At 57.6% G+C, this 25935-nt stretch carries 20 protein-coding genes, 1 pseudogene and 1 riboswitch; of the genes and pseudogenes, 8 read left to right on the top strand and 13 right to left on the bottom strand.

Annotated features, from left to right (window positions below; genetic code table 11):
- The first annotated feature begins 218 nt into the window (after positions 1 to 218).
- Both ACO06L_RS15365 and ACO06L_RS15360 read left to right on the top strand, forming a co-directional pair.
- On the top strand, positions 219 to 575 hold the full coding sequence (locus tag ACO06L_RS15365) for a hypothetical protein (RefSeq protein ID WP_202346414.1): 357 nt from the start codon (positions 219 to 221) through the stop codon (positions 573 to 575).
- A 64-nt stretch (positions 576 to 639) separates the two neighbouring features.
- Positions 640 to 1164: a cytochrome b gene (locus ACO06L_RS15360; protein ID WP_202346413.1), complete on the top strand. Its 525-nt coding sequence runs from the start codon at positions 640 to 642 to the stop codon at positions 1162 to 1164.
- A gap of 28 nt (positions 1165 to 1192) precedes the next feature.
- On the opposite strand, the gene ACO06L_RS15355 is transcribed toward ACO06L_RS15360, so the two are convergent.
- The 4 genes from ACO06L_RS15355 to ACO06L_RS15340 form a co-directional block, all read right to left on the bottom strand.
- Positions 1193 to 2041, bottom strand: coding sequence for a sulfurtransferase (locus tag ACO06L_RS15355; RefSeq protein WP_202346412.1), 849 nt, complete (start codon positions 2039 to 2041; stop codon positions 1193 to 1195).
- A gap of 76 nt (positions 2042 to 2117) precedes the next feature.
- Positions 2118 to 2468 (bottom strand): RidA family protein, encoded by a 351-nt coding sequence (locus ACO06L_RS15350; protein WP_202346411.1) that lies wholly within the window; start codon positions 2466 to 2468, stop codon positions 2118 to 2120.
- Between the two features lie 102 nt (positions 2469 to 2570).
- On the bottom strand, positions 2571 to 3728 hold the full coding sequence (locus tag ACO06L_RS15345) for a toxic anion resistance protein (RefSeq protein ID WP_202346410.1): 1158 nt from the start codon (positions 3726 to 3728) through the stop codon (positions 2571 to 2573).
- A 43-nt stretch (positions 3729 to 3771) separates the two neighbouring features.
- The gene (locus ACO06L_RS15340) at positions 3772 to 4065 is read right to left on the bottom strand and encodes a DUF6471 domain-containing protein (RefSeq protein WP_202346409.1); all 294 of its coding nucleotides are present in this window, start codon (positions 4063 to 4065) and stop codon (positions 3772 to 3774) included.
- A gap of 210 nt (positions 4066 to 4275) precedes the next feature.
- On the opposite strand from ACO06L_RS15340, the gene ACO06L_RS15335 reads away from it, so the two are divergent.
- From ACO06L_RS15335 to ACO06L_RS15325, 3 genes are all read left to right on the top strand, one after another.
- The gene (locus ACO06L_RS15335; RefSeq protein ID WP_202346408.1) at positions 4276 to 4905 is read left to right on the top strand and encodes a hypothetical protein; all 630 of its coding nucleotides are present in this window, start codon (positions 4276 to 4278) and stop codon (positions 4903 to 4905) included.
- A 24-nt stretch (positions 4906 to 4929) separates the two neighbouring features.
- Complete coding sequence (locus tag ACO06L_RS15330) at positions 4930 to 6825, top strand: flotillin family protein (protein ID WP_202346407.1); 1896 nt, start codon at positions 4930 to 4932, stop codon at positions 6823 to 6825.
- A 75-nt stretch (positions 6826 to 6900) separates the two neighbouring features.
- Entirely contained in the window at positions 6901 to 12102 is a 5202-nt protein-coding gene (locus ACO06L_RS15325) for a DNA repair ATPase (protein WP_202346406.1), read from the top strand.
- 136 nt (positions 12103 to 12238) lie between these two features.
- On the opposite strand, the pseudogene ACO06L_RS15320 reads toward ACO06L_RS15325, so the two are convergent.
- From ACO06L_RS15320 to ACO06L_RS15300, 5 genes and pseudogenes are all read right to left on the bottom strand, one after another.
- Positions 12239 to 12388, bottom strand: a pseudogene (locus ACO06L_RS15320) (transposase); the annotation flags it as partial.
- An 85-nt stretch (positions 12389 to 12473) separates the two neighbouring features.
- Complete coding sequence (locus ACO06L_RS15315; RefSeq protein WP_202346405.1) at positions 12474 to 13238, bottom strand: ABC transporter ATP-binding protein; 765 nt, start codon at positions 13236 to 13238, stop codon at positions 12474 to 12476.
- Positions 13238 to 14212 carry a FecCD family ABC transporter permease gene (locus tag ACO06L_RS15310; protein WP_202346404.1) on the bottom strand — a complete coding sequence of 325 codons (975 nt, stop codon included), beginning with the start codon at positions 14210 to 14212 and terminating at the stop codon, positions 13238 to 13240. Before ACO06L_RS15310 ends, ACO06L_RS15315 begins: the two co-directional genes overlap by 1 nt.
- Positions 14199 to 15083: a cobalamin-binding protein gene (locus ACO06L_RS15305; RefSeq protein WP_202346403.1), complete on the bottom strand. Its 885-nt coding sequence runs from the start codon at positions 15081 to 15083 to the stop codon at positions 14199 to 14201. The genes ACO06L_RS15310 and ACO06L_RS15305 overlap by 14 nt, the downstream gene beginning before the upstream one ends.
- A gap of 30 nt (positions 15084 to 15113) precedes the next feature.
- On the bottom strand, positions 15114 to 16952 hold the full coding sequence (locus tag ACO06L_RS15300) for a TonB-dependent receptor plug domain-containing protein (protein ID WP_202346402.1): 1839 nt from the start codon (positions 16950 to 16952) through the stop codon (positions 15114 to 15116).
- Between the two features lie 135 nt (positions 16953 to 17087).
- Positions 17088 to 17310: riboswitch (cobalamin riboswitch) on the bottom strand.
- A 122-nt stretch (positions 17311 to 17432) separates the two neighbouring features.
- Here ACO06L_RS15300 and ACO06L_RS15295 point away from each other — a divergent pair.
- Positions 17433 to 19307: a putative nucleotidyltransferase substrate binding domain-containing protein gene (locus ACO06L_RS15295; RefSeq protein ID WP_064229245.1), complete on the top strand. Its 1875-nt coding sequence runs from the start codon at positions 17433 to 17435 to the stop codon at positions 19305 to 19307.
- Complete coding sequence (locus ACO06L_RS15290; RefSeq protein ID WP_202346401.1) at positions 19300 to 20028, top strand: 3'-5' exonuclease; 729 nt, start codon at positions 19300 to 19302, stop codon at positions 20026 to 20028. The genes ACO06L_RS15295 and ACO06L_RS15290 overlap by 8 nt, the downstream gene beginning before the upstream one ends.
- A 67-nt stretch (positions 20029 to 20095) precedes the next feature.
- Here ACO06L_RS15290 and msrB read toward each other — a convergent pair whose 3' ends face one another.
- The 3 genes from msrB to ACO06L_RS15275 form a co-directional block, all read right to left on the bottom strand.
- A complete protein-coding gene (gene msrB / locus ACO06L_RS15285) occupies positions 20096 to 21328 on the bottom strand; it encodes a peptide-methionine (R)-S-oxide reductase MsrB (protein ID WP_202346400.1) in 1233 nt (410 codons plus the stop codon).
- A gap of 79 nt (positions 21329 to 21407) precedes the next feature.
- Positions 21408 to 22907 carry a sensor histidine kinase gene (locus ACO06L_RS15280; protein WP_202346399.1) on the bottom strand — a complete coding sequence of 500 codons (1500 nt, stop codon included), beginning with the start codon at positions 22905 to 22907 and terminating at the stop codon, positions 21408 to 21410.
- Between the two features lie 2 nt (positions 22908 to 22909).
- Positions 22910 to 23611, bottom strand: a complete 702-nt coding sequence (locus ACO06L_RS15275) for a response regulator transcription factor (RefSeq protein WP_064230064.1) — start codon at positions 23609 to 23611, stop codon at positions 22910 to 22912.
- A 160-nt stretch (positions 23612 to 23771) separates the two neighbouring features.
- Here ACO06L_RS15275 and ACO06L_RS15270 point away from each other — a divergent pair, with 160 nt between their 5' ends.
- Positions 23772 to 24353, top strand: coding sequence for a QsdR family transcriptional regulator (locus ACO06L_RS15270; RefSeq protein ID WP_202346398.1), 582 nt, complete (start codon positions 23772 to 23774; stop codon positions 24351 to 24353).
- A 162-nt stretch (positions 24354 to 24515) separates the two neighbouring features.
- Here ACO06L_RS15270 and ACO06L_RS15265 read toward each other — a convergent pair whose 3' ends face one another.
- Positions 24516 to 25931 carry an aldehyde dehydrogenase family protein gene (locus tag ACO06L_RS15265; protein WP_202346397.1) on the bottom strand — a complete coding sequence of 472 codons (1416 nt, stop codon included), beginning with the start codon at positions 25929 to 25931 and terminating at the stop codon, positions 24516 to 24518.
- Positions 25932 to 25935 lie beyond the last annotated feature (4 nt).

The following is a 25935-nucleotide window of genomic DNA, read 5'->3' as shown; positions in this document are numbered from 1 at the left end:
GTTGGATTACCGTCTGCCCTGATTATAGGGGAGTCGACTTCCGGCTTGGGCGCGATCTTGTCAAAAACCGTCGCAATTCCCGACCTTGCGACAAGTTGCGACAAGTTGCGACAAAGTCGGTGGGTCACCGAGACAATTCTGCGACGTTTCCTTGGTGCAATAACTCCCGACCAACGATGACATTCCGTCATGGGTTTCACCAACCAAGGAGTTCGACCATGAAAAAAACCACCACCATTGCTGCGCTCTCCGTCGCCGCACTGCTCAGCGCCACGCCCCTGCTTGTATCGGCAGATAACGACTACTGGGATGACGACCGCTACGAGGATCGCTATGAGAATCGCCGTAACGGCAAACCCATGGGCGCCGACCTCAAACAGTACAGCACCGAAGAAATGCGCATCATGGCCTATGGCCACGCCCTCAGACGCTTCGGCCCGGGCGTGAAGGTGTCTGTTGACGAGACTCCCGATGGCACTTACCGGGTACAGCTTCGGGATGCCGAGCAGAACCTGATCCGGGAACAGGAGTTCAACCATTATGGAGATCCGGTTCGCGGCGGACGCCGGGACTGACTACCAGCAGCCAGCGCGGGGCCTGCTCAGGCGCCCCGCCACCATTTGATCAAGGAGAATCACGATGACATTGATGGACGCTGACAACCGTTATGGTGCCGTTTCGCGAGCTGTGCACTGGATAATGGCCGTTCTGTTGCTGGTGATGCTCGCCAGTGAGGTCTGGTTTGAAGGTCTGGAGCATACCATCTCGGAAGCCTCTCTTATGGCCTGGCACCAGACCCTGGGCCTGACCATTTTCGGGCTGGTGATCTTTCGCGGTCTCTGGCGCTGGCTTAACCGCGAACGATTGTCACCACCGGCGCACTGGGCCACCATGGCGAAGCTCGGGCACATTGCGCTTTACGCCCTGATGATTCTGATGCCGCTTTCAGGGCTGGCAACGTCTCTCGGCGAGGGCGACCCCGTTACATTCTTCGGCTGGACAGTCTTTGGCTACGGCCCGGAAGTGGAATGGCTGGAAGAGAGCGGCGAAGACGTGCACGAAATACTGGCCAACGTGTTATGGGTGATGATCGGCGTGCACGTAGCCGCCGCCCTGGCGCATCAGTACCTGCTTGGAGACCGGATCATGAAGCGCATGGCCTGACAGCTCAAATACACGAATACTCTCGGGTTCAAGCCACCGGCAGCGACTCGTCGCTGCCCCAGTCCGCCCAGGAACCGTCGTACAACGAGAGCTGGTTATACCCGGCCAGCTCCGCCGCCAGCAGAATGATGCAGGCGGTGATGCCAGAACCGCAGGAAAACACCAGTTGCTGCCCGTTTCCGGGCTGAAGGTTCAGAGCAAGCTGTTTGAACGTTGCCGCCAGCTCACTGTCCGGTTTGAACCGATAACCGTCCAGCACCTCGGTAAACGGAAGGTTGAGCGAGTTAGGGATATGGCCACCACGCACACCCGGACGAGGCTCCGGGGCCTGGGCCAGGAACCGCGCCCGGGATCGCGCATCAATCACCGCTACTTGCTCGTCGTCCAGATGCTGTAGAACGAAGGCGGAATCCCGAACCCGTTCACGGTCCAGACGGCCCGCCATGCTGCCGGCGGAAGCCGCACCCTGAACAGGAGCCGACACCGTTTCACGCCCCTCGTCTAACCACAGCGGCAGTCCACCATCCAGCACGAATACCTGTTCAAGGCCCATCGACCGCAGAATCCACCAAGCCCGGGGAGCGGAATAGATTCCCTGGTTGTCGTAGAGCACCACCAGGCTTTCAGGCGTTATGCCCAGCCTGCGAATTTCCTGCGTGAACTGTTCCTCGGTGGGAAACGCATGGATCTGGGACGATTCGGTATTGCAGAGCGTTCCCTCCAGATCGATCTGGTAACTCCCCGGTATCCACACCGGCCGGTCGTAAATGATCGGCTCCTTCCCAATAACCGTGGCCATACTGGCGTCGATCAGAACCAACCGTTCGTTATCGAGGTTTTCCTGCAGCCAGTCGGTGGTTACGAGTGGGGACGCCATGGTGTGCTCCTGTCCATACCAGAAATAAACGGCCGACTGCACAGCCCGCCGAATCGCCAGATCTACCCGACTGTCCTCAGGAGGTAGCGGCGATCACCGAGATTTCCACCAGCAACTCCGGCGACGCCATCTGAGCCTGCACGCAGGCCCTGGCCGGCGCCGTACCTTCGGGCACCCAGTTGTCCCACACCTCGTTCAAGGCCTGGAAATCGGCCATATCCGCCAGGTAGATCGTTGCCGACAGGATTCTGTCGCGGCTGGAACCGGCGGTCTCGAGCAGCTCGTCCACTTTCTCCAGCATCCCGGTTACCTGGGTACGAATGTCGCCATTCCGGTCCTTGGCAACCTGACCGCAAAGGTAAGCGGTGCCGTTGTGTTTTACGATCTTGCTCATTCGGTGGTTGGTGGAAATACGTTCAATGGTCATTGTGATGGCCTTGTTGGGGATGTCAGCAGCGCGGTGTTTTCCGACTGGCCTGCGACCCCACGGTTTTTGATCATTATACCGGGGGCCATGGAGCCCCCTGTCTTAGCTGGATTTATGCTCGATACTGTCCAGTGAGAAGGTCTTGGAAAACCGGTTGCGAGCCGCCTGCCCCTGTTCCATCTGTTCGGTCAGTTCACGCTGGCTGTCAGACAGCGTCTGTAACTCGTTAATGGTCTGACGCATTGATGGCAGCGCTTCACGGCGGAAGCTGTTGATGTCTTCCCAGGCAGCCAGCGAGTTCGCAAACGTCTGCTTGAGCTTGTCCATGTCCAATGATGCACTTGCGGCCTGTTTGTGAATTGCCACGCCTTGTGTTTTGAGTCGCTCGGATGTTTGCAGAAGAAGGTCGGAAGCGGTTTCATTGGTGGCCTGAAGGGCGTCCAGCTGTTTCTTCTGACGGGCGAGGCCCATCGCGATGGTGGAAGCAACGGATAGCGCTTCGACGGTGACATCCAGCGCGCGCTTGATGCCGCGAATCAGTTCTTTGTTGTTGCCAATCAACAAATCGGCCGACTGGACGCCCTGCTGGTTGACGGCCAGCCGCTGCTGAAGGTCCATGATGCGCTGGCGAAGGGCAAACAGAATTTCCTCCTCAAGGAACTTTTTCTTCTCAGCATCGGCTTCCTGTTCAATCTTGCTCACCACTTCGGCATCCAGTAACTCACCGAAGGCTACATAGTCTTCAAGCTCATAGGTCAGTGCACGCATACGGTCGCGATCAACCGCGAGCGACTTGTTATCTTCGGAAAGCTGCTGCATGCCCAGCCGAAGCGCATTGGCGATATCTTCGATTACCGAACTGACTTCCTGATACTTGGCTGCCCAGCGAGAGATCGGCGTGCCTACGAAAGGGAGCTTGGACAGCATGCGGCGCAGAAAACCCATGGAGAAATCGATGTCATTAGGGTTAACCTCACGGACCTTGCCCTGCAGCGCCAGCAGCCTCTGATCGACTTCGCTGCCGTCCTCTGCCGCCTGTGCCAGTTCATGAATCGGTTTTTTTAGAAGCGCGCTGGTCTCGGATAGTTTGTGTTCGACTTCCCGGCCCAAGATCTCGACTTCAGTCACCATTTCTCGGCGCTGATCCAACTCCCGTGGACCGATAACGACAAGTTGTTGTACCACTTCGGCTGCCTTGATTTTCAATTCTGACAGGCGATCATCCTGGGCAACTGCGGCTTTTAGTTCCTTTTCGCTCATGCTTGTTTCCTTCTGCCAGGACCGTTAAGCCCTCTTTTCCAAATTAAGCTGACGCAGGCCCCACGGGATAGCGTCGGATGGTTTGAATATAGTGGCGGATTTCTTCCGAATTGGCGGTGTCGATTTCATACAGTTCGACCAGCGCCAGAAAAACAGAGGCTCGCAGGGTGCCCATGGAAACCATACGCCGGAGGTTCGCTGAGGAAAGGTCGATTCCGACACTGGCGAGGTCGCGGGAAAGGTCGTCCCAGTGCAGACTTCGCTTGGCCATTTCGGCTTTCAGAAGGCGTCTGCTCACCTCCTCATATTCCAGCCCGTTGGCTTTCGCTCCTTCCATGCGAGTCAATTCCTGTTGTATTTGTGATCTGATCTATATGATATAACAGTTGTTTCGTTATAGTTCCATCTGAAACTTTAACGGACTTCTCAATACACAAAAGGAACACATGCTCTGTCTGTGCCAAGTGTCACAATGACTCGAGACGACAGCTTGTGTGTATTATCTGAAGCGCGCATAAAACGGACTTCCAAAAGGATTTGAAAACGTATGGAAACGTTTTTCACCCTGATTTCCTCCTTCCCCACGGTCCTTTGGACCGGCCTTCTGCTCTTCTGCCTGATGTACTGGGGCGTGGCGCTGATCGGCCTGGCGGACTTTGACACGCCAGAAATTGATCCCGAGCTCCCCGATGGCGGGCTTGGGGGCATTGCGGGCGTTGCAGCATCCCTGGGCCTTGATGGAGTTCCCCTTTCGGTGGCGCTCACCGCGATCAGCCTGTCTGGTTGGACCATCAGCTATTTCGCCGATTTATTGATATTTGGGCCCGAGGCCTCAGGGCTCGTTGCAATGATTGGTTCGATACTAATCCTGTTTGGTTCTGCCTTGCTGTGCCTCAAACCGGCGGCATGGATTATCAAACCACTCAAGCCACTTTTTAAGAACACCCGGGCCTCCAATAACGATCTATTGGGTGCTACGGGCATTGTGGTTTATGCCGTTTCCCCTACTGCGGGTGTTATTGACTGTGCGGTCAATGGTGCCCACCTCCGACTCGAAGCCCGTAGCTCCACAGAAATGGCGCCGGGAGAGAAAGCTGTGGTCATCAAGTACCACAAAAACGACGCGGTGTATCAGGTCGTTCCTGAAGCCGATTTTCTGACGGGATTGACCCGTTAACACCAAGGAACTGAGGTAATTAACATGCTTGATTGGATTATGCCGGTATTCATGATCGTCGGTGTCAGCTTCGTCGCGATCATGGGCATCCTGGGACTCTTCAATGCGTTCTACAAAAAGGTGGATCAGGGCGAGGCGCTCATTGTTAACAACATGAGCAAAATCCCGAGCGTCCACTTCACCGGTGCCATGGTGCTACCGGTTATCCATCGCGCCGAGAAAATGCGCATCAGCGTTATCCCTCTGCAAATTGATCGCCGTGGAAAGAACGGCCTGATCTGTAAGGATAACTACCGGGCGGACATCTCCATTGGCCTGTATCTGAGGGTGAATGAGACAGCAGACGATGTTTTGCGCGTCGCCAAGTCAGTGGGCGTTGCACGCGCCAGTGACAAGGCGGCAGTAGACGAACTGTTCAACGCAAAGTTTTCCGAGGCTCTGAAAACTGTCGGCAAGAAGTTCAACTTTGTCGAGCTGTTCGAGCAGCGGCAGGAGTTCCGTCAGGCCATCGTCGATCTGATCGGCGCAGATCTGAATGGCTACGTCCTGGAAGATGTGGCCATCGACTACCTCGAGCAAACGCCTGTCAGCGAGCTGGATCCAAACAACATCATGGATTCAGACGGCATCCGCCGTATCAAGGAAATCACCGAAAAGAACCGTGTTGCGACCAACGTTCTGGAACGCGACGCAGAGGTTGCCATTGGTGAGCGTAACACCGCCGCTTTCGAGCAGCAGGAAGCGCTCCGTAAAACCCAAGCCGAAACCAAAGCCCGGACGGATCGTGAAATTGCCGAGCTGACGTCGAAAGAAGAAGCTCGCCGCAATGCAGCTCATGAAGAGCAGCGCCGTGCCTCAGAACTTGCAAGAACCGAAGCGCAGAAGGCGATCGATATTGCCGAAGAGGAACGTCAACGTGAGCAAGAGCTCGCGGCCAAGGCCCGTGAAAAAGCGATTGCCGTGGAAGAAGTGGCTATCCAGTCAGCCACTGAGCTAGAGCACATTAACCGCGAACGCCGCGTGGAAGAGCAGCGGATCGAGAAAGACAAGGTTCTTGAGGTTAAACAGAAAGAAATTGCAGACATCCAGGCCGAGCGCATTCAGGTCGAAGCCCGTGTGGCCGAGGAAGAAGAAAACATCCTCAGCATGCGCAACCGCGAAGATGCCAAGCGTAACAAGGAAACCCTGGTTATCACGGCAGAAGCCAAGGCTGATCAGGTGCGTATCGAGCAGGTGGAAAGCGCCAAGGCAGAGCGTCAGTCTGCTGAGTTGCGCAAGGCTGCAATGATTGAAATTGCTGAAGGCGAAAAAGCGAAGGCGGCGGCACCAGGCCTGGCGCAGGCGCAAATCCGTGAAGCGGATGCAGTGGCATCACGTGCCGTGGCCGAAGCTGAAGCGTTTGGGCGCAGCGAGGCCGCAAAAGCAGAGCGTCTGGAAGGCGAAACCCGCGCGAAAAACGAAGAAGACATGCTGCTCGCCAGGGCCAAGGGCGAGGAAGAACTGGGCAACGCTAAGGCTGCAGCCGCTCTGAAGATGGCAGAAGCCGAAGCGCAAGGTATCACCAAGAAGGCAGAAGCCTACGAGCGCATGGACGAGTCGAGCCGCGAGTTTGAGGTGATGAGCCGTAACCTTGACATCCACCGCGACGAGACTATGTCTCGGATTGAGGCCAACGTTCGAATCAGCGAAGCGCAGGCCAAAGCTATGGGCGAAGCGTTGGCCAACGCCAAGATGGAATTCATTGGTGGTGACGGCGATGTCTTCAACAAGGTGGCTCAGGGTATCGGCTACGGTCGAGCCGCTGATCACTTTTTGAAGAACGCTTCGAGCATGACGCCATTCGTCAGCTCCATCATGGAGAAAATCATGAATGGCGGGTCAGCCGGTCGTCTCAAGACCGACAACGACACAACGGAGTAAGCTCGATGGCCGGCAGACGGATGTCTGCCGGTCCCTGCCCCTATACCAGATGCAAGGATCAAGGAACGTCAGCCCATGGCAGAAACTCTCTCCACCGAAGCCATCATCCGTGAAGGTGGCACATTCGCCACGCTCAAAAAACGGCTAACCGATCACTCGAGCGCTCTGCGTTCCACCGTCAGGTCGCTTAATGAGGAACGTGAAGCCAAGTTTGGTGCGTCCAACATGGATGTGCTGGGCAGGGTGCGTGCTCGAACCCCTCACAATTGCATTGCAAGGGATGTGGTCCGGCTCGGTGAGTTTCTGCTTTTTGGGTTCAACGTTGAGCATGGTCTGAAGCAGACCGTCGAATTATCCGAAGTTTTCAGCCTGTACCGGCTGGAAGAGAATGCCGGCAGCTGGGAGATCACTCTCTCAGCGGTGACCGGGTCGTTTCTGGAAAACGATAAATTCCAGACGGATTTCTCGTCCCTGTTCCGATTTCATAAAGAAGCCCGCCTGATTCAGCTGGTCACCATGGATGGTCGGCTGCTCATGGTCTTCCAGGTGGGCGATCGCGGCGACCACCTCAAGGTTTTCCGCTGGTCGCTCAACAACGATGGCTCCGTACGGAGCTACATCGATGATCGAGGCGCGGACGATTTCCGGCTTCCGGCCCGCTTCGACTTTGAGTGGACGCAGTTGAACCGTGAGCACATGGTGCAGGGCGTTTCCCCACACTATTCGATTGAAGACCAGCTGTTCGTGGACAATACCGGCGGTGCGATCACCTTCAAAATCGAGAACAACACCAGCACTGGTGAGGGTATCTTTGAAGATCCCGTGGAGGTGGCGAGTCAGTCGCTAAGCGATGGCGTGTTTGAATACGCCCGCCGGGGCAGTATTTTCCTGATCCGGATAAAACCCTACGGCGAGAATCTGACACGCTACTATGTGTTTAACCCCGCCGAGAAAGTCCTGCACCGGCTGGATGCCCTCGCCGGATCAGTACGCACACTCCCCGAAAACCATGGTCTGGTTTTTCCTGGCGGCATTTACCTTTACAGCGATGACCTGAAAACCGTCGATGTACCTGCCGGACTGCGCTTCAAACGCATGGTTGAAGCCCCCAACGGGGAAGATGTGCTTATCATCTTCTACGCGCCTGAATCCGGGGCGGTTGCCTTGGTTCGCTATAATCTGATCACCCGCAACACGGCTCCGCCGATAACCGGGCACGGCTATGCTTTGTTTGATGGCGGGGAGCTGGCTGTCTTTACAGCAGACGGAAAGCCCTCGCAGGTCCACCCGGTCCAACTGTGGAAAACGCCTTTCGAATCCCAGGCATTTTATGCGGATAAAACCACGTCGGACGATTCAGAGCTGGGACGTATTGGCAACCCAGAGCTGGTGAGCGGAATTGCTGACCTGTATGAGGTGGTCAAACTCGCCGATCTTGAAGATGCGGGTTTGCGGCATTTCGATACGCTGATCAAACGAGTGGACAAATTACTCGATCAGCGTTTCTGGTTACATGAGCTACACTTCGCGCCCATCAATACGGCACTGCACGAAGTACGCTCCACCGCCGAGCTGGTGGTGGACGAATATGAAAAAGTTGAAGCCGTTCGTGCCCAGTCGAATCGAGCGCTCAACGAGGCGGACAAAACCCTGACAATATTGATTCAGGAGACTCGACCGGAGTCCTGGCGCGAGCCCCATCAATTTGTTACTCACCTCAAGAAATTGCAGGACCAACGAGGCCTGGTGCGCTCGTTGTCAGAGCGTCGGTATATTGATCGGGCCCTCCTTGAAACCCTGGACAACAAAGCTGCCGAAGCTGTCGACAAGCTGGCCGACCGCACGCTGACGTTTCTTGCCAAGCCCGAAGCCCTGGCAAAGTACACAGAGCAGGTGGACGGCCTGCGCGAACAGGTAGAAGCATCTGAAGATCGCAAGGAATTGCAGAAGCTCGTGGAGGAATACCATGAGATTACTGATGGCCTCGATTTCGTTCAGGAGCTTCTGTCTTCCCTGGCATCCGACGATACCGAGCAACAGGCCGTTATTGCGGATAATTTGTCTTCGCTGTACTCACGGATCAATCAGGACAGGTCGCGTGCGGAAATCAAGCTCAATGATTGTGGCCGCGCCGAGGCGAAAGTTCAGTTTGCCTCCAAGTTACGGTTGTATGAACAGAGCCTGGCCAACGGCGTGCACACCGTAGCCACGCCGGATGACTGTGACGGGCTGCTAGCTCGCATGCTCAACCAACTGCAGGAAATCGAGAGCCAGTTTGGTGAATATGATGAATTTCTCAACGCCCTGATCGAGCAGCGGGAAACCACCCAGGAAACGATTGAAGCCCGCCGGCAGCAACTGTCGCAGGAGCGTCAGCGCAAGGCCGCGTCTTTGAAAGAGGCCGGCCAGCGAATTCTGAACAATCTGACCAAGCGGTCGGATCAGTTCAACGAAGTCGCCGAGGTTCATACTTTTTTCGCCAGCGATGCCATGGTTGCCAAGGTCAGGGAACTTACGGGGCGCTTACGAGAGCTTGACTCGCCCCTGGAAGCTGATGATCTGGAGTCGCAGCTCAAAGCCGCACAGGACAACGCCCAGCGCGCGGTGCGCGATCGAGCGGATATTTACGAGGATGGCGGTGCCATTATCAAACTGGGGCCCAGACACCGGTTTTCTGTCAACCGACAGGAGCCTGCACTTACCCTGGTGCCTGCAGAGGACGGCCTTCGTCTGCACATCTCTGGTACCCAGTTCTACGAAACTGTGAAAGATGAACGCTTAAAGAATCTCGATGACTGCTGGGGTCTGCACACTCCGGCTGAAGCGCCCGATGTCTATAAAGCCGAGTATCTGGCATACCGATTTATGGAGGCCGTGGACGCGGGTCAAATCGAAAGCGTGGACTGGAATGATTCGGAAGGGCTGGAAAAAGCCGTCAAACAGTTCGCCAGCCCCCGTTACCGTGATGGATACGAAAAAGGTATTCATGACCATGACGCGGTCAGGATTCTGGAAAAGCTCGGCCCCGCCAAGGCCGAAGCAGGTCTATTGAGATTTGCGCCGCTGGTTCGGGGCGCCGCTCTGGTGTTCTGGTGCTTTCAGAGCCTTGGTTACCGCCAACGGGTACAGGCAGAAAGTGCCAGCGCGGGCGTGCTGCAAAATCTGATGCGCTCCAGTGATCTCATGTCTCGCCTGCAGCAGTCTGTTTGCGCTGAAATGGCAACATTTATCGAACAGCAAGATCTCGATTTTGAGGGCTGGGTCACCGAGCAGGCTGCGGATTACCTGTGTCTTGCGCTGGCACACGATCCGAAAGTCTTTGAAGTGTCCACCGTCGGCAAGGACCTCGAGAAGCGCTTCAAGAGTTATGTGACGAAGCAAAAGCAGCAACAGGTGCTGGATCAGGTCATTGCCGAAGCGAAAAGCGATGCCAATCGACTCTGGCAAACATTGCTGGCCTGGTTGCGAGCTTTTGCACGACAGGACGGTGAAGCACTTAGCGAACACTTCTGTCCAGAAGCGGCAATGATGCTCATCGCCGAGAATGGCTTTTCCGTGGGCGAGTTCTCGCCGCGCAATGCCAACCTGACGTTCCAGATTGACGGGCTGCTTGGTCGTCACGAGCGCCTCAGCGAGCAGAGCCTCGCGCTGGCTTTGGATGAATTCGAAACACGCTTACGCAGGCATATAAATGATCGCTTGCCGCGCTGGGAATCGCTTCAGAAGATTCGGCATCAGATGCTTGAAGAACAGCAGGACCGCTTGCGCGTTGAGGAATTTACTGCGAAGCCGCTTACCTCGTTCGTCCGTAATAAGCTCATATCACAGGTTTACCTGCCGCTGGTGGGGGATAACCTCGCAAAGCAGATGGGTACCGTCGGCGACGACCGCCGCACAGACCTGATGGGCCTGCTGATCATGATTTCTCCGCCCGGTTACGGTAAGACCACACTGATGGAGTATGTGGCCAGCCGGCTCGGATTGATCTTCATGAAGATCAACTGTCCATCACTGGGGCATGACGTGACCTCGCTGGACCCGGAGCGTGCACCCAACTCAACCGCCAAAACCGAGCTGATCAAGCTCAACCTCGCGTTCGAGATGGGCAACAACGTCATGCTGTATCTGGATGATATTCAGCACACGCATCCCGAATTCTTACAGAAGTTTATCTCGCTGTGTGACGGTACTCGTCGCGTCGAGGGTATCTGGAATGGCAAGACCAAGACCTATGACATGCGCGGTAAACGGTTCGCCATCTGTATGGGCGGTAACCCCTACACCGAATCTGGCGAGGTATTTCAGATTCCAGACATGCTGGCTAACCGTGCCGATGTTCGAAATCTCGGTGATCAGCTAAGCGGCATGGAAGATGTCTTTGCGCTCTCCTATCTGGAGAACAGCATGAGTTCAAATGCGGTGACGGCTCCACTGGCTTCCAGAAGCATGGACGACTTTTATCGTTTTGCTGACCTTGCGGCTGGAAAAGAAGTTAACAGTGCTGACTTTGACCACGATTACAGCGCGGCAGAGCGCGAAGAGATCGTGGCTGTTCTCAAGCGTCTGCTGCGTGTTCGCGATGTCATTCTCGCCGTTAACGAGACCTACATTTCCTCCAGCGGTCAGCACGACGCCTACCGAACCGAGCCGCCTTTCAAGCTGCAGGGCAGTTATCGGAATATGAACAAGCTTGCCGAGAAGGTCACGCCGGTGATGTCGGAAGTGGAGCTCGAGCAACTGATTGATGACCACTATCAAGGCGAAGCGCAGCTGCTCACCCAAGGCGCCGAAGAAAACCTGCTCAAGCTCAAAGAACTTCGAAGCGCGATGTCCAAAGCAGAGCAAGCCCGGTGGGAAACCATCAAAGCCAGCTATCGCGCCAGGGTGCAGGCTGGAGGTGATGGTGACTCTGGCGAAAAGATGGTCAGGCAACTGGTGGGCATTAGTGATCACATCAAATCATTAAGCGATTCTGTCTCGACAGCGGCGACCCGTGAAATCCCTCAAACTAACTGGGAGCCCATTGTCGAAAGGCTTCAGACTGCTCTTGGCTCGATCAATGTTGCCCCGGAAATTACGTTCCAGGGGCCTGACGGAATGCGTGAGGCTTTGTTGTCGTTGGCTGAAGTTTACGGCCAATCCATCACACCACTGGTGAAGGTCCTCAGAAGTAAAACCTCTCTCGAGCTGAAATCCTACCGGATGCTGGAAAAGCTCAACGAGCAGCTTGCAGCTCTGGAGCAAGATTTACGAATCAGAGCTGAGAGCTCCGAATAAACCATCAAGGCAAGGTGTCCTAAGAGCCGCCATCCCTTGATGGTCAGATTGAGCGCACAGTACAGCCGGTTCATCCCAGGGGAATCCGGCTGATACCGCTACACAGAGTCACTGATGCCAGCAATTCGGCTGGCTTTACAGCTTTTTTTTCGATCCCATCCGTTACTAGTTTGTGATACAGGCTCAGCCCAGCATACATCTGCTTCAGGCGCCGGTTTTCCTCCTAAAGCTCCTTGAGGTGCTTCACACCAGAGACTTCCATGCCTCCGGACTCAGATTTCCAGTTGTCAAAGTCCTAAAATCCACCGAGACAACAGAGGCATACAAAACTAAAAGGCGTTGCCATGGGTGCCGCCGAGTCTGCTGCGTGGTTAGCCCGGCACAAACACCGGAAAGCCATCCAGTTCAGCCGAAAGCAAGCGCTGGCCAAAAAGGCTCTCAAGCGCCGAGGTAACGAGCATGTCGCGGGCCGGTCCCCAGCAGGCCTGGCCGTCGGGGTACAGCAGGAGGATCTGGTCGCACCATCGGGCGGCCAGATTCAGGTCGTGGAGGCACATAAAGACTGCCCGGTCGCACGCTGCCTGCTGGCGCAGCAGCTTCATAACGGCGGTCTGGTGCTGTAAATCCAGGTGATTGGTGGGTTCGTCCAAGAGCCAGATTTCCGGGCTTTGGGTCATCAGGGTGGCAATGGCTACCCGCTGGCGTTCGCCGCCGGATAGGGTGTTCACCAGGCGATCTTTCAGGTGGATCACGTCCAGGGCTTCAAGGGCTCGTTCTGCAATCGCCAGATCCTCACCACTCTCCATCTGCCAGGGTGACAGCCAGGGGTGGCGACCGATCAGGGCGGTTTCCAATACAGTTGCCGGGAATCCATCCTGCCGGTCCTGGAATACCAGGCCCATCTGTTGCGAGACGCTCTTGCGGCGGATGTTGCCCAACGGCGTACCATCGAGCAGCAGTTGTCCGCTTCGGGGCTCCCGCAATCCTGCGAGGGTATGGAGCAAGGTGGTTTTGCCCACGCCGTTGGGGCCCAGCACGCCCCAGACCTGTCCCGGTTCGATGGCCAGATTCAGAGGAACGCCTGAGCTGCGGCCCGGAATGTCGATGATCAGCGCTTCGGTGGTCAGGCGTGTCATCATCGGCTCCGATACAGCAGGTACAGGAAGGTCGGCACGCCGATCAGCGCGGTGATCACACCAACCGGCAACTGTTCCGGTGCGATGATCACCCTCGCCAGGGTGTCTGCAAGCACCAGCAGCGTGCCGCCGGCCAGTGCGCAGGCCGGCAGAATCAGGCGCTGGTCGTTACCTAGCACCAGCCGCAACATGTGCGGCACCACCAGGCCAACGAAGCCAACCGAACCGGCCATGGTGACGGCGGTTGCGGTCAGCAGGCTGGCCATCAGGTAGATCGACCATTCCAGTGGTCGCACCGAAACGCCCAGGGCCGCCGCCTGTAGGGAACCCCGGGCCAACACGTTCAGGGCTCGGCCCAGCGGAAACACCATCAGGCATATGAGAACCAGAATGATCAACCCCGGCCACGGCGTGGCTGCATGGGAAAGATCGCCCATCAGCCAGTACAGCATGCCCGGCAATCGGCTGGCCGGAGTCATCGAGAGGATCAGGGTAATGATCGCTCCCCAGCCGGCGGCGACCACCACACCGGTAAGCAACAGCCGAGAGGGCGTCCAGCTGCCACTGCCGTGGGCCAGGCCAAATACCAGCAGGGTGGCCAGCATGGCACCGGCAAACGCGGAGCCGGATACCAGAAAACCGGCAGCACCGGCCAGCATGGCCAATAACGCACCCACTGCCGCGCCACCGGAGAGCCCCAACACGTAGGGATCGGCCAGGGGGTTTCGCAACAGTACCTGCATCAAAGCCCCGGCCACTGCCAGCAAACCGCCGGTTGCAAACGCGCTCAGGGTTCGAGGCAGACGCAATTCCAGAATCAGCGTTTGCTGTAACTCTGTGCCACTGCCGGTAATAACACGCAGAGTGTCTTCAAAGCTGATGGCCGTGCTACCGATACTGACGGAGAGCAGGGCCGCCAGAAATCCCGCCAGCAACAGGATAAGGAGTGGTTTGTACGGGTTAGAGGTTGGCACGGGCCTGCTCCAGGGTCTGGCACAGGTGTCTGGCGCCGTCTGCCATACGAAGCGTCGGGCGCGCCAGCAGATCGGGCGGTTCGAGGAAGAGGTTGCCGGCGGCTACCGCTGCCAGGCCCGGAAACTCACGCCAGGCTTCCAGCCATGCCGTGTCACCCGCCGACCCGGCGGTGATAATGGCTTCGGGGTTGGCTTCGAGAACCGCCTCCCGACTGATCCGGGGCACCAGCCTTGGCAGCTCACCGAACACATTAACGCCGCCGCACAGGGTTATGGCCTTGCTGATCAGCTCGTCCCGGTTCACGGTCATCAGTGGCTGGTCCCATATCTGGTAGAACACCTTAACCGGTCTGGCATCGGCATACTGCGCTTGCAGCGTGGCCATTTCTGCGCGAAACGCCTCGGCCCGTTCATTACCGAGGTCGGGCGAACCCGTCAGCAACGCCAGATCCGATACCGCCGCAGCAATGTCGTCAAACGTTCGCGGGGCTAGCCAGAATACGGAAATACCAAGGTCCGAAAGCCTTTCCAACTGGCTGCGGGAATTGCCATCCACCCAGGCCACCACCAGGTCCGGTGCCAGCGAAACAATGGCTTCCAGGTCCAGGCGATTGCTGTCGCCCACCTGCGGCAAATCCGCAGCTTCTGCGGGATAGTCACTCCAGGCACTCACCGCCACCACCCTGGCACCGGCGCCAGCAGAGAACAACAGCTCGGTGGCGCCCGGTGACAGGGAGACAACGCGTTGCGCGGGTTCCGCCAGGCATACACGCTGGTTCAGCGCGTCGCTTACACAGGGCCCCACCGCCTGTGCCAACAAGGGCGCAAGCAGAGACAGCACACACAATGCAGCGAGCCCGGGGTGCCTCATAGAGGGTGGAAGCCTCTCAGATCGGTGAATTTACTGCTGGAAATCATAGCGCACCGAGGCCATGAAGGTTCGGCCGGCGGCCAGATAGTCGAAAGGCGCGAAGGTTGCGCTGTCATAGCCGATGCTGGTGGCATAGCGACGGTCCAATACGTTATCGACCTTGAACGAGGCCGACCAGCCAGGCTGGAAGTTCCAGGCTGCCCTCAAGTCCACAGTGCCATAGCCTGGCAGCAGGCTGGTATTGGCTGCATCGTTATAGCGATCACTCTCGGCGATAAAGCTGGCTCCCACAGACCACTGAGAAAACAGGCGATCAATATCCAAACGCACATTCTTTTCCGCGCGACGCGGTAAACGGGCGCCGGTATCGCGGTTCTCGGTATCCGCGTAGGTTACCGCTGCCGCCAGATTCCAGTTAGCAGTCTCGATACCGGAAGAAACCTCAACGCCACGGATTCTGGCCGTTTCGACGTTTTCCATGGTGCCCTCAAACGTCACCGGGTCAGAGACATAGGTAATCAGGTCTTTCACATCGTTCTGGTAAATCGCAATGTCCCAGAACCAGCGATCGTAACGCCCGGAGAAACCGGCTTCGACCATCTGCCCCTCTTCCGCATTGAGGTCGGGATTACCGGTGTAGAACGGCACCGTCAGGTAAAGATCATTAAAGGTTGGTGCCCGGAACGACGTTGCATAGCTGAGGCGAAAACGATGGGCGCGGTCCAGCTGGTGACCAAAGGCCACACCGCCAGTCTCCTCTTTGCCGTATGCCTCGTTGTCATCAAGACGCAGACTGAGCATCAGATCGGTGGCATCAAAGTTCAGACGACCCTGGCCAAAAACCGCGCTGTTGGTCCGGCTGTCTTCTGTGAAATTGCTGGTGCCATCCACTTCATCAATCATGACTTCCGTGCCCAGAACCAGCTCATGAACACCGGCCGTCAGGGTGTTTTCCCAGCGCGCTGAGCGAGACAGTGTGTCGAAAGTACTGGGATTGGCTCCGAAGGTATCCTGTTCGTCGCGGGCTTCCGAGAACTGGATCCGTGTGCGCCAGTAGTCACTTGCAACCGCTTCCAGATGTAAGCCCATGGCACGGATCAGGAAATCGGTATCACCGCCTTCAAACTCGGTGTTACCTTCGGACTGGAACACGGTCAGCCCTGCGCCGCCACCCTGGTCAAAACTGTGGCTCAGCTTGGCCAGGCCGCCGGTGTTCCGAAAGCCCTTGTCTTCACCGCCATCTCTCAGATTGGTGCCATCGGTGTCCGAATAGACGCCACTGGCCAAGAACGAGGAACGGCCTTCCCGGCCAGCCAATCCAGCGGTAACCTCACGGGTTTTATGGGAGCCCCCTTTTAGTTCGCCCCAACCCTGGCGCCCGGCTTCAGGTTCCAGGGTGAACGCCTGGATGACACCACCCACCGCATCGGCACCGTAGAGCGAGCTCTTCGCGCCCCGCACCAGTTCAACCCGTTCCATCAATTCCGGAGGCAAAAACTGCCAGGGCGGGATGCCCGCAGAGGCAGAGCGCAATCGGATACCATCAAGAAGCAGCACTGTACCTGAGCTCCCCGCGCCCCGCAGGAATACGCTGGTGGTCTTGCCGTAGCTGCCGTCCGACACCACATTGATCCCCGGCTGGGCGCGCAGCAAATCGCGGAATTCCGCGGGCTGTTGCCGATCAATATCCCCCTTCTCGATGACCGTAACCGAAGACAAACTCTCACCAACGGTCTTTGGCCCCAGTGTCGCGGTAACCACGATTGGATCCAGGGCATCGGATTCCGGGGCAGACTGGGCCGAGACGGCCATAGGCAGGGCGGCCAGGGAAACGCCGGCCAATACAACAGGGCATTGAATTCTGAACATGAAGCTTGCTCCGCACTCCGCGCGCACCCGCACGGGAATCTGGGTTTTGTTGCGGAACAGGGAATGGGGGCAGGCGGTAGACTGGTGTCAGGAAAGCGGAACCGGCATATCACCCACCCAGGTTGCCCACCGCAACATCGGGTGTTTTTCCAGGCCGGTCTCCGGGCTGGCAGGCGGAACCCTGGGTTCCCGGGCAATCACCTTCCCATGTCTTGGCGACACAGTGGCGCACAGATTGCCGTTGTCCTGCTTACCGTTGCGGGGGCAGCATCGGACTCGCACTGGCTATGCCAGGCTCACCGATTTCCCGTTTCACCCGTCGCGCTTTGCGACGGGCACCTGAAAAAAGTGTGGCAAGGCTAGCAACACCGGGGTAAGCGGTCAATGAAATCCATCAAAGGTCGACATGGTCGCAGGCCTCTGCCACTGCTATATTCCATGACTGACAAACACTTTTTCTTCGCCAGAACAGGGAGTTTTATGCAGGCCGAGCTGGTCGACATCCGCAATCACATGGCTCAATACCCGCCGTTTGACGAGATGACCGAGGAGCTGCTCGACAGGGTGGTTGGCGACATAGAGGTTGTCTACTTCAAGGCCGGGAGCCAGATCCTGGAACTGGGTGACCCGAGCAGCTGGCTGTTTTACGTGCGCAGTGGCGCCGTTGAAATCTATCGGCGAACCGGAGAACTCTATAACCGGATCAGTGAAGGTGAGGTCTTTGGCCAGTTTGGTCTTCTGATGAACAGGAAAGTGCGTTTCCCCGCCAAAGCCCTGGAAGACACCCTGCTATACAAGATCCCCTACGACACCTTCCAATACCTCTGGGAAAACGACGACAACTTCGCCGATTTCGTCGAGATTGAAGACCGCAGCCGCCTGCGCTCTGCGGTTTCCCGCCGGGAAAAATCCAACGAGCTGATGACGTCCAAGGTCACGCGGCTGATATCCCGGGAACCGGTTATGGCACCCTGCACTGTCCGGCTGCAGGAAGCCGCCCGGATCATGACTGAGAACGGTGTGTCCGCGCTGCTATTGATGGATGAGGAAGGTGAAAAACCTCGACTCCAGGGCATCATCACCGACCGCGACCTGCGTACCCGGGCCCTCAGCGAAGCACTGGCCTCGGAAACCCCCATCAGCGAGATCATGTCTGAAGACCTGATCACCATCCGCTCGAACATGTTCATATTTGAAGCCATGCTCACCATGTTGCACAACAACGTGCACCATCTTCCGGTGATGGACGGAGACGAGGTTCGTGGCGTGATTGCGCTGTCTGACATCGTGAAATACGAGAGCCAGAGCAGCCTGTACCTGGTCAGCAATATCTATCACCAGCAGGATGTAAAAGGCCTCAAGAAAATCAGCCTGGATGTGCGCGACAGCTTCGTGCGTATGGTGAACGAGGATGCCAACTCCCACATGATCGGCAGCGCCATGGCCGGCATCGGGCGCAGCTTTACCCAGCGCCTGCTGGAACTGGGCGAAGAGAAATTTGGACCGCCGCCGGTGCCTTACTGTTTCATGGCCCTTGGCTCCATGGCCCGGGACGAGCAGCTGGTGGTCACCGACCAGGACAACGCCATGATCCTGGACGACAGCTTTGTGCCGGAAGCCCACGACGAGTACTTCCGGGCGCTGGCCAAGTTCGTCAGCGATGGACTGGCCGAGTGTGGCTACTCCTATTGCACCGGCGACATCATGGCCACAAACCAGAAATGGCGGCAGCCTCTGAGCGTCTGGAAGGGCTATTTCACCGACTGGATCGAGAATCCAAAAGCCGAAGCCCTGCTTAACAGCAACATTTTCTTTGACCTGGATGGCATCTACGGCGAGACCGAATTCGCCGAGCAACTGAAGGCCCTGGTGGCCGAAAAAGCCAGCAACAGCCAGCGGTTCCTTGCCATGATGGCCCGCAACGCCCTGAACCGAACGCCGCCAATTGGCTTCTTCCGGACCTTCGTGCTGGAAGAAGATGGCAAGCAGCAGAAGACATTCAACCTGAAACGCCGGGGAACGGCGCCCCTGTCTGATCTGATCCGGATCCACGCCTTGGCCTGCAAATCCCGCGCACAGAACTCCTTTGAACGCCTCAAGGCCATTGGCAACACCAAGCTCCTGATGGAAGACGATCTTGGCAACCTGAGGGACGCCCTCGAGTTCATTTCCATTGTCCGGATCCGGCATCAGGCCCTGGCGATAGAAGCCGGGCGGGAGCCAGACAACAATGTTCGGCCGGAAGACCTTTCACCCTTCGAGCGCAGCCATCTCAAGGATGCGTTCCAGGTGGTCAACAATGCCCAGAAATTCCTGAGATTCCGTTACAACGCCCAGGTGGCCCGTAATGTCTGATGCCTCTTCTGGCGAGCCGTCCGTTCACAGCCTGCCTTGGCCAGAGCAATACCAGGCCCTGGCCCAACAGAGCAAATCACCGATTCTGAAAGCGTTTTATGAGAGCGGCTGTCCCTCACCCGACACGCCCATTTCAGAGGTCCGGATGCTGGCCATCGATTTCGAGACCACCGGGCTCGATGCCAGCCAGCACTCCATTGTCAGCATCGGTCTGGTGCCCTTTACTCTGGACGGTATTCAGCTGTCCCAGGCAAAACACTGGGTCGTTCGCCCGAAACTGCCCTTGCACCAGACGTCAGTAACCATCCACGGCATCACCCACAGCGACATCGACGAGGCACCGGATCTGGAAGAGATTCTGGGGGAGTTGTTCAGCTATCTGAACGGCCGCATCCCGGTGGTTCATTACCGGAACATTGAGCGCTCGTTTCTGGATGTGGCCCTGCGCTGGCGACTCGGGGAGGGCATACGTTTTCCGGTTCTTGATACCATGGCCATCGAAGCTCACCTGCATCCGGATCGCAACCCTTCCCGGTGGCAACGGCTGATGGGCAAGAAGCCCGTATCAATCCGGTTGGCCGACAGCCGGCTGCGTTATGGGTTGCCCCATTACGCAGCCCACAACGCCCTGATTGATGCCATTGCCACGGCGGAGTTGTTGCAGGCGCAGGTGTTACATCATTTCAGCCGGGAAACCCGGGTGGCGGATCTGTGGTTGTAGTGTGATCGTCGGATTACGCTTCGCTAATCCGACCTACTTGTTAATCCGACGTGCGCAGGTACTGCAGTTACTGGCTTGCCATGTCGGTTTCCGGTTTGACGTCGTCAATCCACTTGCCATAGCCGGCCTGTTCCATGTCCTCCAGGGGGATAAAGTCCATCGCCGCGGAGTTCATGCAGTAGCGCAACCCGGTTGGCGCAGGGCCATCGTTAAAGACATGGCCCAGGTGGGAATCCGCGTGGGTACTACGGATTTCCGTGCGGGTCATGAAGAACGAGTTGTCCTCACGTTCCACCACCGCGTCTGGTGTGATCGGCCGGGTAAAGCTCGGCCAGCCGGTACCGGATTTGTACTTGTCGCGGGATGAGAACAGCGGCTCGCCCGAGACAATATCCACGTAAAGCCCCGGCTTCTTGTTGTCCCAGTACTTGTTATTGAACGCCGGCTCGGTGCCGTCTTCCTGGGTGACCTCGTACTGCATATCGGTCAGGCGCTGCTTGAGCACATCCTGAGCGGGCTTTTCAAAGCTTTCCGGGTCGAAGCCACTGCCCATCTGACCGGGTTCTGTTTTGGTGCTTTCATCGCCCACCAGGTCGTCACTGGCATCCACCGTGGCATTCTCCTGAAACCGGGTGTAATCAAGCTCGTAATCTTCGCCATACACCTTCTCGATAAACTGATAGCGGCCAGAGTTGAAGGTGTAGAAGTTGTAGCGCACCGGGTTCTTGTCGTAATAATCCTGGTGATATTCCTCGGCCGGGTAGAATTTCTTGAATGGCACGATTTCGATCACCACAGGTTTCTCGTAAACGCCGGAAGCCTCCAACTCTGCAACGGCCGCTTCGGCCAGGCGCTTCTGCTCAGGGTTATGGTAGAAAATAGCCGGTCGATACTGCTGGCCACGGTCCACAAACTGCCCCTGATTATCGGTCGGGTCCATCATCCGCCAGAGCGCCTGCAACAAGCCCTCGTATGTCATTTCGTTGGGGTCGTAATAGACCTGTACCGCTTCGGTATGGCCAGTCTGCCCCGAGGCAACCTGCTTGTAGGAGGGGCTTGCCTCTTTCCCACCAGAATAGCCCGAGACGACTTCCACCACGCCCGGCACCCGCTTCTCGTACCCGGCCTCGACACACCAGAAACAACCGCCAGCAAAGGTTGCCACGGCCAGACCCGGTTGGTCCGGTGCGTATTTGCTCATTTGCGACTCCGACTTTTCGGCAACCGCGTAGGTGGTGAACAGACCAGCTGCAGAGACAAGTGCCACTGCAGAAAACAAACCCAAAATCTTGCGTTTCATCAGACTTCTCCTTCACGTGATTCCATTCCTACAGCGTAGGGTCGTGGATTCACGAAAACGTTCACCAGGTGTTACGAATTCATAACGCTGTGGATTTTTCGCCGCCCGGCGCGGAACTGTCACCGGCCAGGGGCAGCCAGACGCTGAAAACGGCGCCATCGGCATTGCGGACCGAGAGCTTCCCCTGCTGCAGTGACACCATTCTCTGGGCAATGGCTAGCCCAAGCCCGGCATGGCCTGTCCTCGAAGCGCCTGCGCCCTGGTAAAAGGGTTCAAAGACGTGTTCCAGGTCCGCCTCATCGATGCCAGGGCCAGCGTCAGCCACGGTAATCTCCGCACCGCCGTCCCGTTCGGAAACACTCAGTGTGATCTCCGTGTCCTGTGGCGAATGGCTGATGGCATTGCTGATCAGGTTATCCAATACCCGCTCGGTCATGGCGATGTCCGCCAGCACCTGGACCGGCGCCACGGAGACAATCGACAGGGCAACGCCTGCACGCTCCGCCTCCGGATGGTGTTTCTGCACCACATCATGCAGGAGTTCGGCAACCACAAACGGTTCCGTCTTGGGCTGCTTCTCACGGGCATCCAGTGCCGCAAGCTCAAACAGTTCTTCCACCAGGCGGCCAAGCCGGTGACTTTCGGCCAGGGCCACATCCAGGAAGCGTGCCCGCTCCTCGGGACCAAGCGTGTCCTGTTTCAGGCGCAAGGCTTCAATGTAACCCTGGATGGATGCCAGTGGCGTTCTCAGGTCATGGGAGACCTGGGCAACCAGTTGCCGGCGCTGGGCATCCTTGTGTTTCAGAAGATCCAGCTGGGCGACAATCCGCTGTGCCATCTGATCGAACCGGGCGGCCAGGTAATCAATGTCATCACCCTTGCCGGCCACCTCCGCCGTGCTCTCCGGCGTCATGCCGCGCTCGAAGGATTCCACCCGCTCGGTCAGCCGCGACAGCCGACGCGTCAACAGCCGGAAAAACACCAGGCCGGCCAGCAAACCGACAAACAGGCTCACGGCGAGCGCTCCGGCGCCCATCTGCAGGAGGCGGTTACTGTGCACCATGCTCTCGGCCAGATCGTATTCCTCGCCGCGCAGAACCACGTAAAGGTAACCCGTTGGATCCTCTGCCGATGGCACCGGCGTTACCGAGAAGACTTTTCGCCGGTCGTGGCTGCGCGGGTCATCGCCGGGCAGCGGATAGGCTTCGGGGGTTTCAAGCAGGGTCCGAATGGGCTCCAGGGACACCCGGTTGCGCTTGATCTTGTTCGGGTCCGCCGAGTAGGAAAGGATGTTGCCGTCGGTATCCAGAAGATAGATCTCGATGCTGGGATTGATCGTCATGTACAGCTCGAAAAGCTGCTTCAAAGCGTCGCGGTTGAGTTCGCCATCGGTTACCAGGTTTCGGTCCGACACCAGATTGCGGGCAAGATCCCGGTTCAGTTGCTGGTTAACCGCGGCCGAGTATTCCCGCACCGAAGACAGACTCAGAAAAGTGAAGAGCCCTCCCACCACGAGCAGCAACAGGAACAGACCAATGGCCAGCCGGGCATAGAGAGTTCGGAATAAAGACAGGGCCATGATCAATCCATGAACCGATAGCCAACACCCCAGACTGTCTGGACGTATCGGGGCTCAGCGGGGTCGGCTTCAATCTTGTTACGCAGGCGGTTGATGTGGGTGTTCACGGTGTGCTCATAACCCTCATGGTTGTAGCCCCAGACAGCATCAAGTAACTGTGCCCGGCTGAATACCCGGCCCCGATGGGACGCAAAGTGCCAGAGCAGGTCAAACTCACGGGCGGTCAGATCCACTTCCCGATCGTCCACATAAACCCGCCGGCGAACCGGATCAATTTTCAGACCGTCCACTTGAATCTCTTCAACGTCCTTGCTTGCAGACGAACCCTGAGAGAGGGCGTCGACCCGACGAAAAAGGGCTTTGATGCGGGCCGCAAGTTCCGCCACGCTGAACGGTTTTGTCAGGTAGTCATCCGCCCCCATCTCCAGGCCCAGAACCCGGTCCAGCTCCGTGCTCTTTGCGGTAAGCATCAAAACGGGCACATAGCCCGGGCAGGCACGTATCTCGCGGCACACCGCCAGACCATCCAGGCCAGGCAGCATCAGATCCAGGATCACCAGATCAATGCCACCCTCACGGAACCGCTCCAGACCGGTATCGCCCCGATCCACCAGAACGGCCTTCATGCCCAGATCCGACACCTGCATGCGCACCAGCTCACCGATGCCGGGGTTGTCTTCGATAATCAGTACCGTTCGCGTCATGGTCTCGTGGCTCATTGCCTTCGCCGCTGGCTTTCGTTGCTTTCAGAGCAGAGTGTAGGCGGAAAAGTTCACAAAACCATCACAAGCCGTCAGAACCGCGCGCATAGCCGGCTCCGGGTTTAGCCGTTAAAATGAATCCAAATTCGGGCATGAGGTTTCAGTGGCAGACAAAACCGTAACCAGGGCAACACCGGCCGACGCGTTCAAGCGGGCACGTCGCATGTGGCTCAAAGGTGAACGCATTCACCTGGCGCCGCTGGCTGATGAGCTCGGAATTGGCCGCGCGACCCTGTTTCGCTGGGTCGGCAACAAGGATCTGCTGGTCGGCGAGATTCTCTGGTCCCTGTACGAGCCCCTTTGGCGACAGGCCATGGCGGAGACACCAGGCGTCGGTGTGGACTATATCGTCGGCGTATACCGACGCACTAACTCCACCATCCTGCGTTTCGAGCCGCTGCGCCGTTTTATCAACCAGGACCCTGAATACGCCCTGAAGATCCTCACCTCGTCCCAATCGATCCTGCACACTCGCACGGTCGAAACCAACACGCGGATGCTGAAAGACCAAGTAGCGGCCGGGCATATCAAGCCACCAATGAACATCTTCAGCCTGTCTTACTTCATGATTAGACTGGCAGAGTCCTGCCTTTACAGCGACATCATCGCCGGACGCGAACCCAGGGAGGCGGAGCTGGAGGATGCCTGTACGGCCGTGCGGATTTTGCTTGGGGGGAAGGCCTAGGGCTTACAGGCTTTGGGGGCTGGCCCCGAGGCGGGGGTGTCTTTTCTTCTGGGAAAAACAACTCGCTTCGCTCAGACATTTTTTCCCGGCAGAAAAGACACCTCCACCCCGTGGCCGATCTAGCTCTCAGGGCCACCGATCGGCAGCCCAGCCTATCAGCATTTACAGCTGCAAAGACCGGATTTCCAGAAACTCCTCCAGTCCCCACTTACCGAATTCGCGGCCAATACCAGAGTGACCAAAGCCGCCGAACGGCGCCATGGGGTTGAACGCGCCACCGTTGACGAATACCTGACCAGTGCGCAGCTTGCTGGCAATCTTCTTGGCCTTGGCATCATCACCGGACCAGACCGCGCCGGAAAGGCCGTACTGGGTGCCGTTGGCGATTTTCACCGCTTCCGCTTCGTCGTTGTAGGGAATCACGCACAGTACCGGACCGAAAATCTCTTCCTGGGCGATGCGGCTGTCCGGCTTCACGTTGCCGAAGACAGTCGCCTTGACGAAGTAACCTTTCTCGCATCCCTCAGGCGCTTCCGGCCCACCGGCGATGAGCTTGGCACCTTCCTGGATACCCAGTTTGATGTAGTCGATCACCTTGTCACGCTGCTGGGCAGACGACAGCGGGCCCAACCGTGTGGTTTCTTCCAGCGGATTGCCCGGGGTCATTTTTGCCACGGCAGCGGCGGCCAGTTCGCAGGCTTCATCGTGCTTGTCGGCCGGAACCAGCATGCGGGTGAGTGCGGTGCAGGTCTGACCGGAGTTCAGCAGGCAGTTGTTGATCGTGCCTTTGACGGCTGCCGTCAGGTCGGCATCCGGAAGGATGACGGAGGCGGACTTGCCACCCATCTCCAGGGCGAAGCGTTTGAAGTCATCGGCTGCGGCGTGGGCGATCAGGTTGCCGGTGCGGGTGGAGCCGGTGAAGGACACCATGCGCACATCCGGGTGCTTGATCAGGGTGTCACCGACGGTGTGGCCATAGCCACACACCATGTTGAACACGCCCTTGGGCAGGTCTGTGCCATCCAGGATCTCGGCAAGGATAAACGCCGTCTGGGGAGCGATCTCGGAGGGCTTGAGCACCACGGTGCAACCGGCTGCAATCGCCGGGACGATTTTCAGGATCACCTGATGCAGGGGGTAGTTCCAGGGGGTAATGCAGCCAACCACACCAACTGGGGCATATTGCACCTCGGAATTGCCGGACTGTTCGGTAAACGGGAAGTCCGGCAGCAGTTTCAGGTAGCTCTTGGTTACCGCGGCCGGCATACCGGCCTGGATCGGCGTGGCAAGTTTGATGGGCATGCCCACTTCCCGGCAGACGGTTTCGGCAATTTCCGGAGCGCGTTCTTTCAGGCCCGCGTGTAGCTGTTCCAGCACCTTGATTCGCTCTTCCAGGGTGCTTTCCGACCAGCTTTCAAACGCTGCGTCGGCTGCGGCAATGGCCTGCTCCATTTCGTCCGCGCCGGCGGCGGGCACCCGGGCAATCACGTCACCGGTGCCTGCTTCGTGAACGTCGATCATGTCACCGGCCCAGCTAACCCATTGGCCGTTGATGTAGTTCCTGTTCAGCTCGTTCATGCTT

The organism is Marinobacter sp., from assembly GCF_965229985.1.
Classification (GTDB): domain Bacteria; phylum Pseudomonadota; class Gammaproteobacteria; order Pseudomonadales; family Oleiphilaceae; genus Marinobacter.
The sequence above is the reverse complement of the archived record's forward strand: the minus strand, read 5'-3'. Positions and strand labels throughout refer to the sequence as shown.

What these genes read in the sequence shown, in the direction of transcription:
- ACO06L_RS15300 (WP_202346402.1), bottom strand. Translation starts at nt 16,952, where the DNA reads ATGTTCAGAATTCAATGCCCTGTTGTATTGGCCGGCGTTTCCCTGGCC.
- ACO06L_RS15365 (WP_202346414.1), top strand. Translation starts at nt 219, where the DNA reads ATGAAAAAAACCACCACCATTGCTGCGCTCTCCGTCGCCGCACTGCTC.
- ACO06L_RS15295 (WP_064229245.1), top strand. Translation starts at nt 17,433, where the DNA reads ATGCAGGCCGAGCTGGTCGACATCCGCAATCACATGGCTCAATACCCG.
- ACO06L_RS15350 (WP_202346411.1), bottom strand. Translation starts at nt 2,468, where the DNA reads ATGACCATTGAACGTATTTCCACCAACCACCGAATGAGCAAGATCGTA.
- ACO06L_RS15335 (WP_202346408.1), top strand. Translation starts at nt 4,276, where the DNA reads ATGGAAACGTTTTTCACCCTGATTTCCTCCTTCCCCACGGTCCTTTGG.
- ACO06L_RS15340 (WP_202346409.1), bottom strand. Translation starts at nt 4,065, where the DNA reads ATGGAAGGAGCGAAAGCCAACGGGCTGGAATATGAGGAGGTGAGCAGA.
- ACO06L_RS15325 (WP_202346406.1), top strand. Translation starts at nt 6,901, where the DNA reads ATGGCAGAAACTCTCTCCACCGAAGCCATCATCCGTGAAGGTGGCACA.
- ACO06L_RS15305 (WP_202346403.1), bottom strand. Translation starts at nt 15,083, where the DNA reads ATGAGGCACCCCGGGCTCGCTGCATTGTGTGTGCTGTCTCTGCTTGCG.
- ACO06L_RS15265 (WP_202346397.1), bottom strand. Translation starts at nt 25,931, where the DNA reads ATGAACGAGCTGAACAGGAACTACATCAACGGCCAATGGGTTAGCTGG.
- ACO06L_RS15280 (WP_202346399.1), bottom strand. Translation starts at nt 22,907, where the DNA reads ATGGCCCTGTCTTTATTCCGAACTCTCTATGCCCGGCTGGCCATTGGT.
- ACO06L_RS15360 (WP_202346413.1), top strand. Translation starts at nt 640, where the DNA reads ATGACATTGATGGACGCTGACAACCGTTATGGTGCCGTTTCGCGAGCT.
- ACO06L_RS15290 (WP_202346401.1), top strand. Translation starts at nt 19,300, where the DNA reads ATGTCTGATGCCTCTTCTGGCGAGCCGTCCGTTCACAGCCTGCCTTGG.
- ACO06L_RS15275 (WP_064230064.1), bottom strand. Translation starts at nt 23,611, where the DNA reads ATGACGCGAACGGTACTGATTATCGAAGACAACCCCGGCATCGGTGAG.
- msrB (WP_202346400.1), bottom strand. Translation starts at nt 21,328, where the DNA reads ATGAAACGCAAGATTTTGGGTTTGTTTTCTGCAGTGGCACTTGTCTCT.
- ACO06L_RS15345 (WP_202346410.1), bottom strand. Translation starts at nt 3,728, where the DNA reads ATGAGCGAAAAGGAACTAAAAGCCGCAGTTGCCCAGGATGATCGCCTG.
- ACO06L_RS15315 (WP_202346405.1), bottom strand. Translation starts at nt 13,238, where the DNA reads ATGACACGCCTGACCACCGAAGCGCTGATCATCGACATTCCGGGCCGC.
- ACO06L_RS15355 (WP_202346412.1), bottom strand. Translation starts at nt 2,041, where the DNA reads ATGGCGTCCCCACTCGTAACCACCGACTGGCTGCAGGAAAACCTCGAT.
- ACO06L_RS15330 (WP_202346407.1), top strand. Translation starts at nt 4,930, where the DNA reads ATGCTTGATTGGATTATGCCGGTATTCATGATCGTCGGTGTCAGCTTC.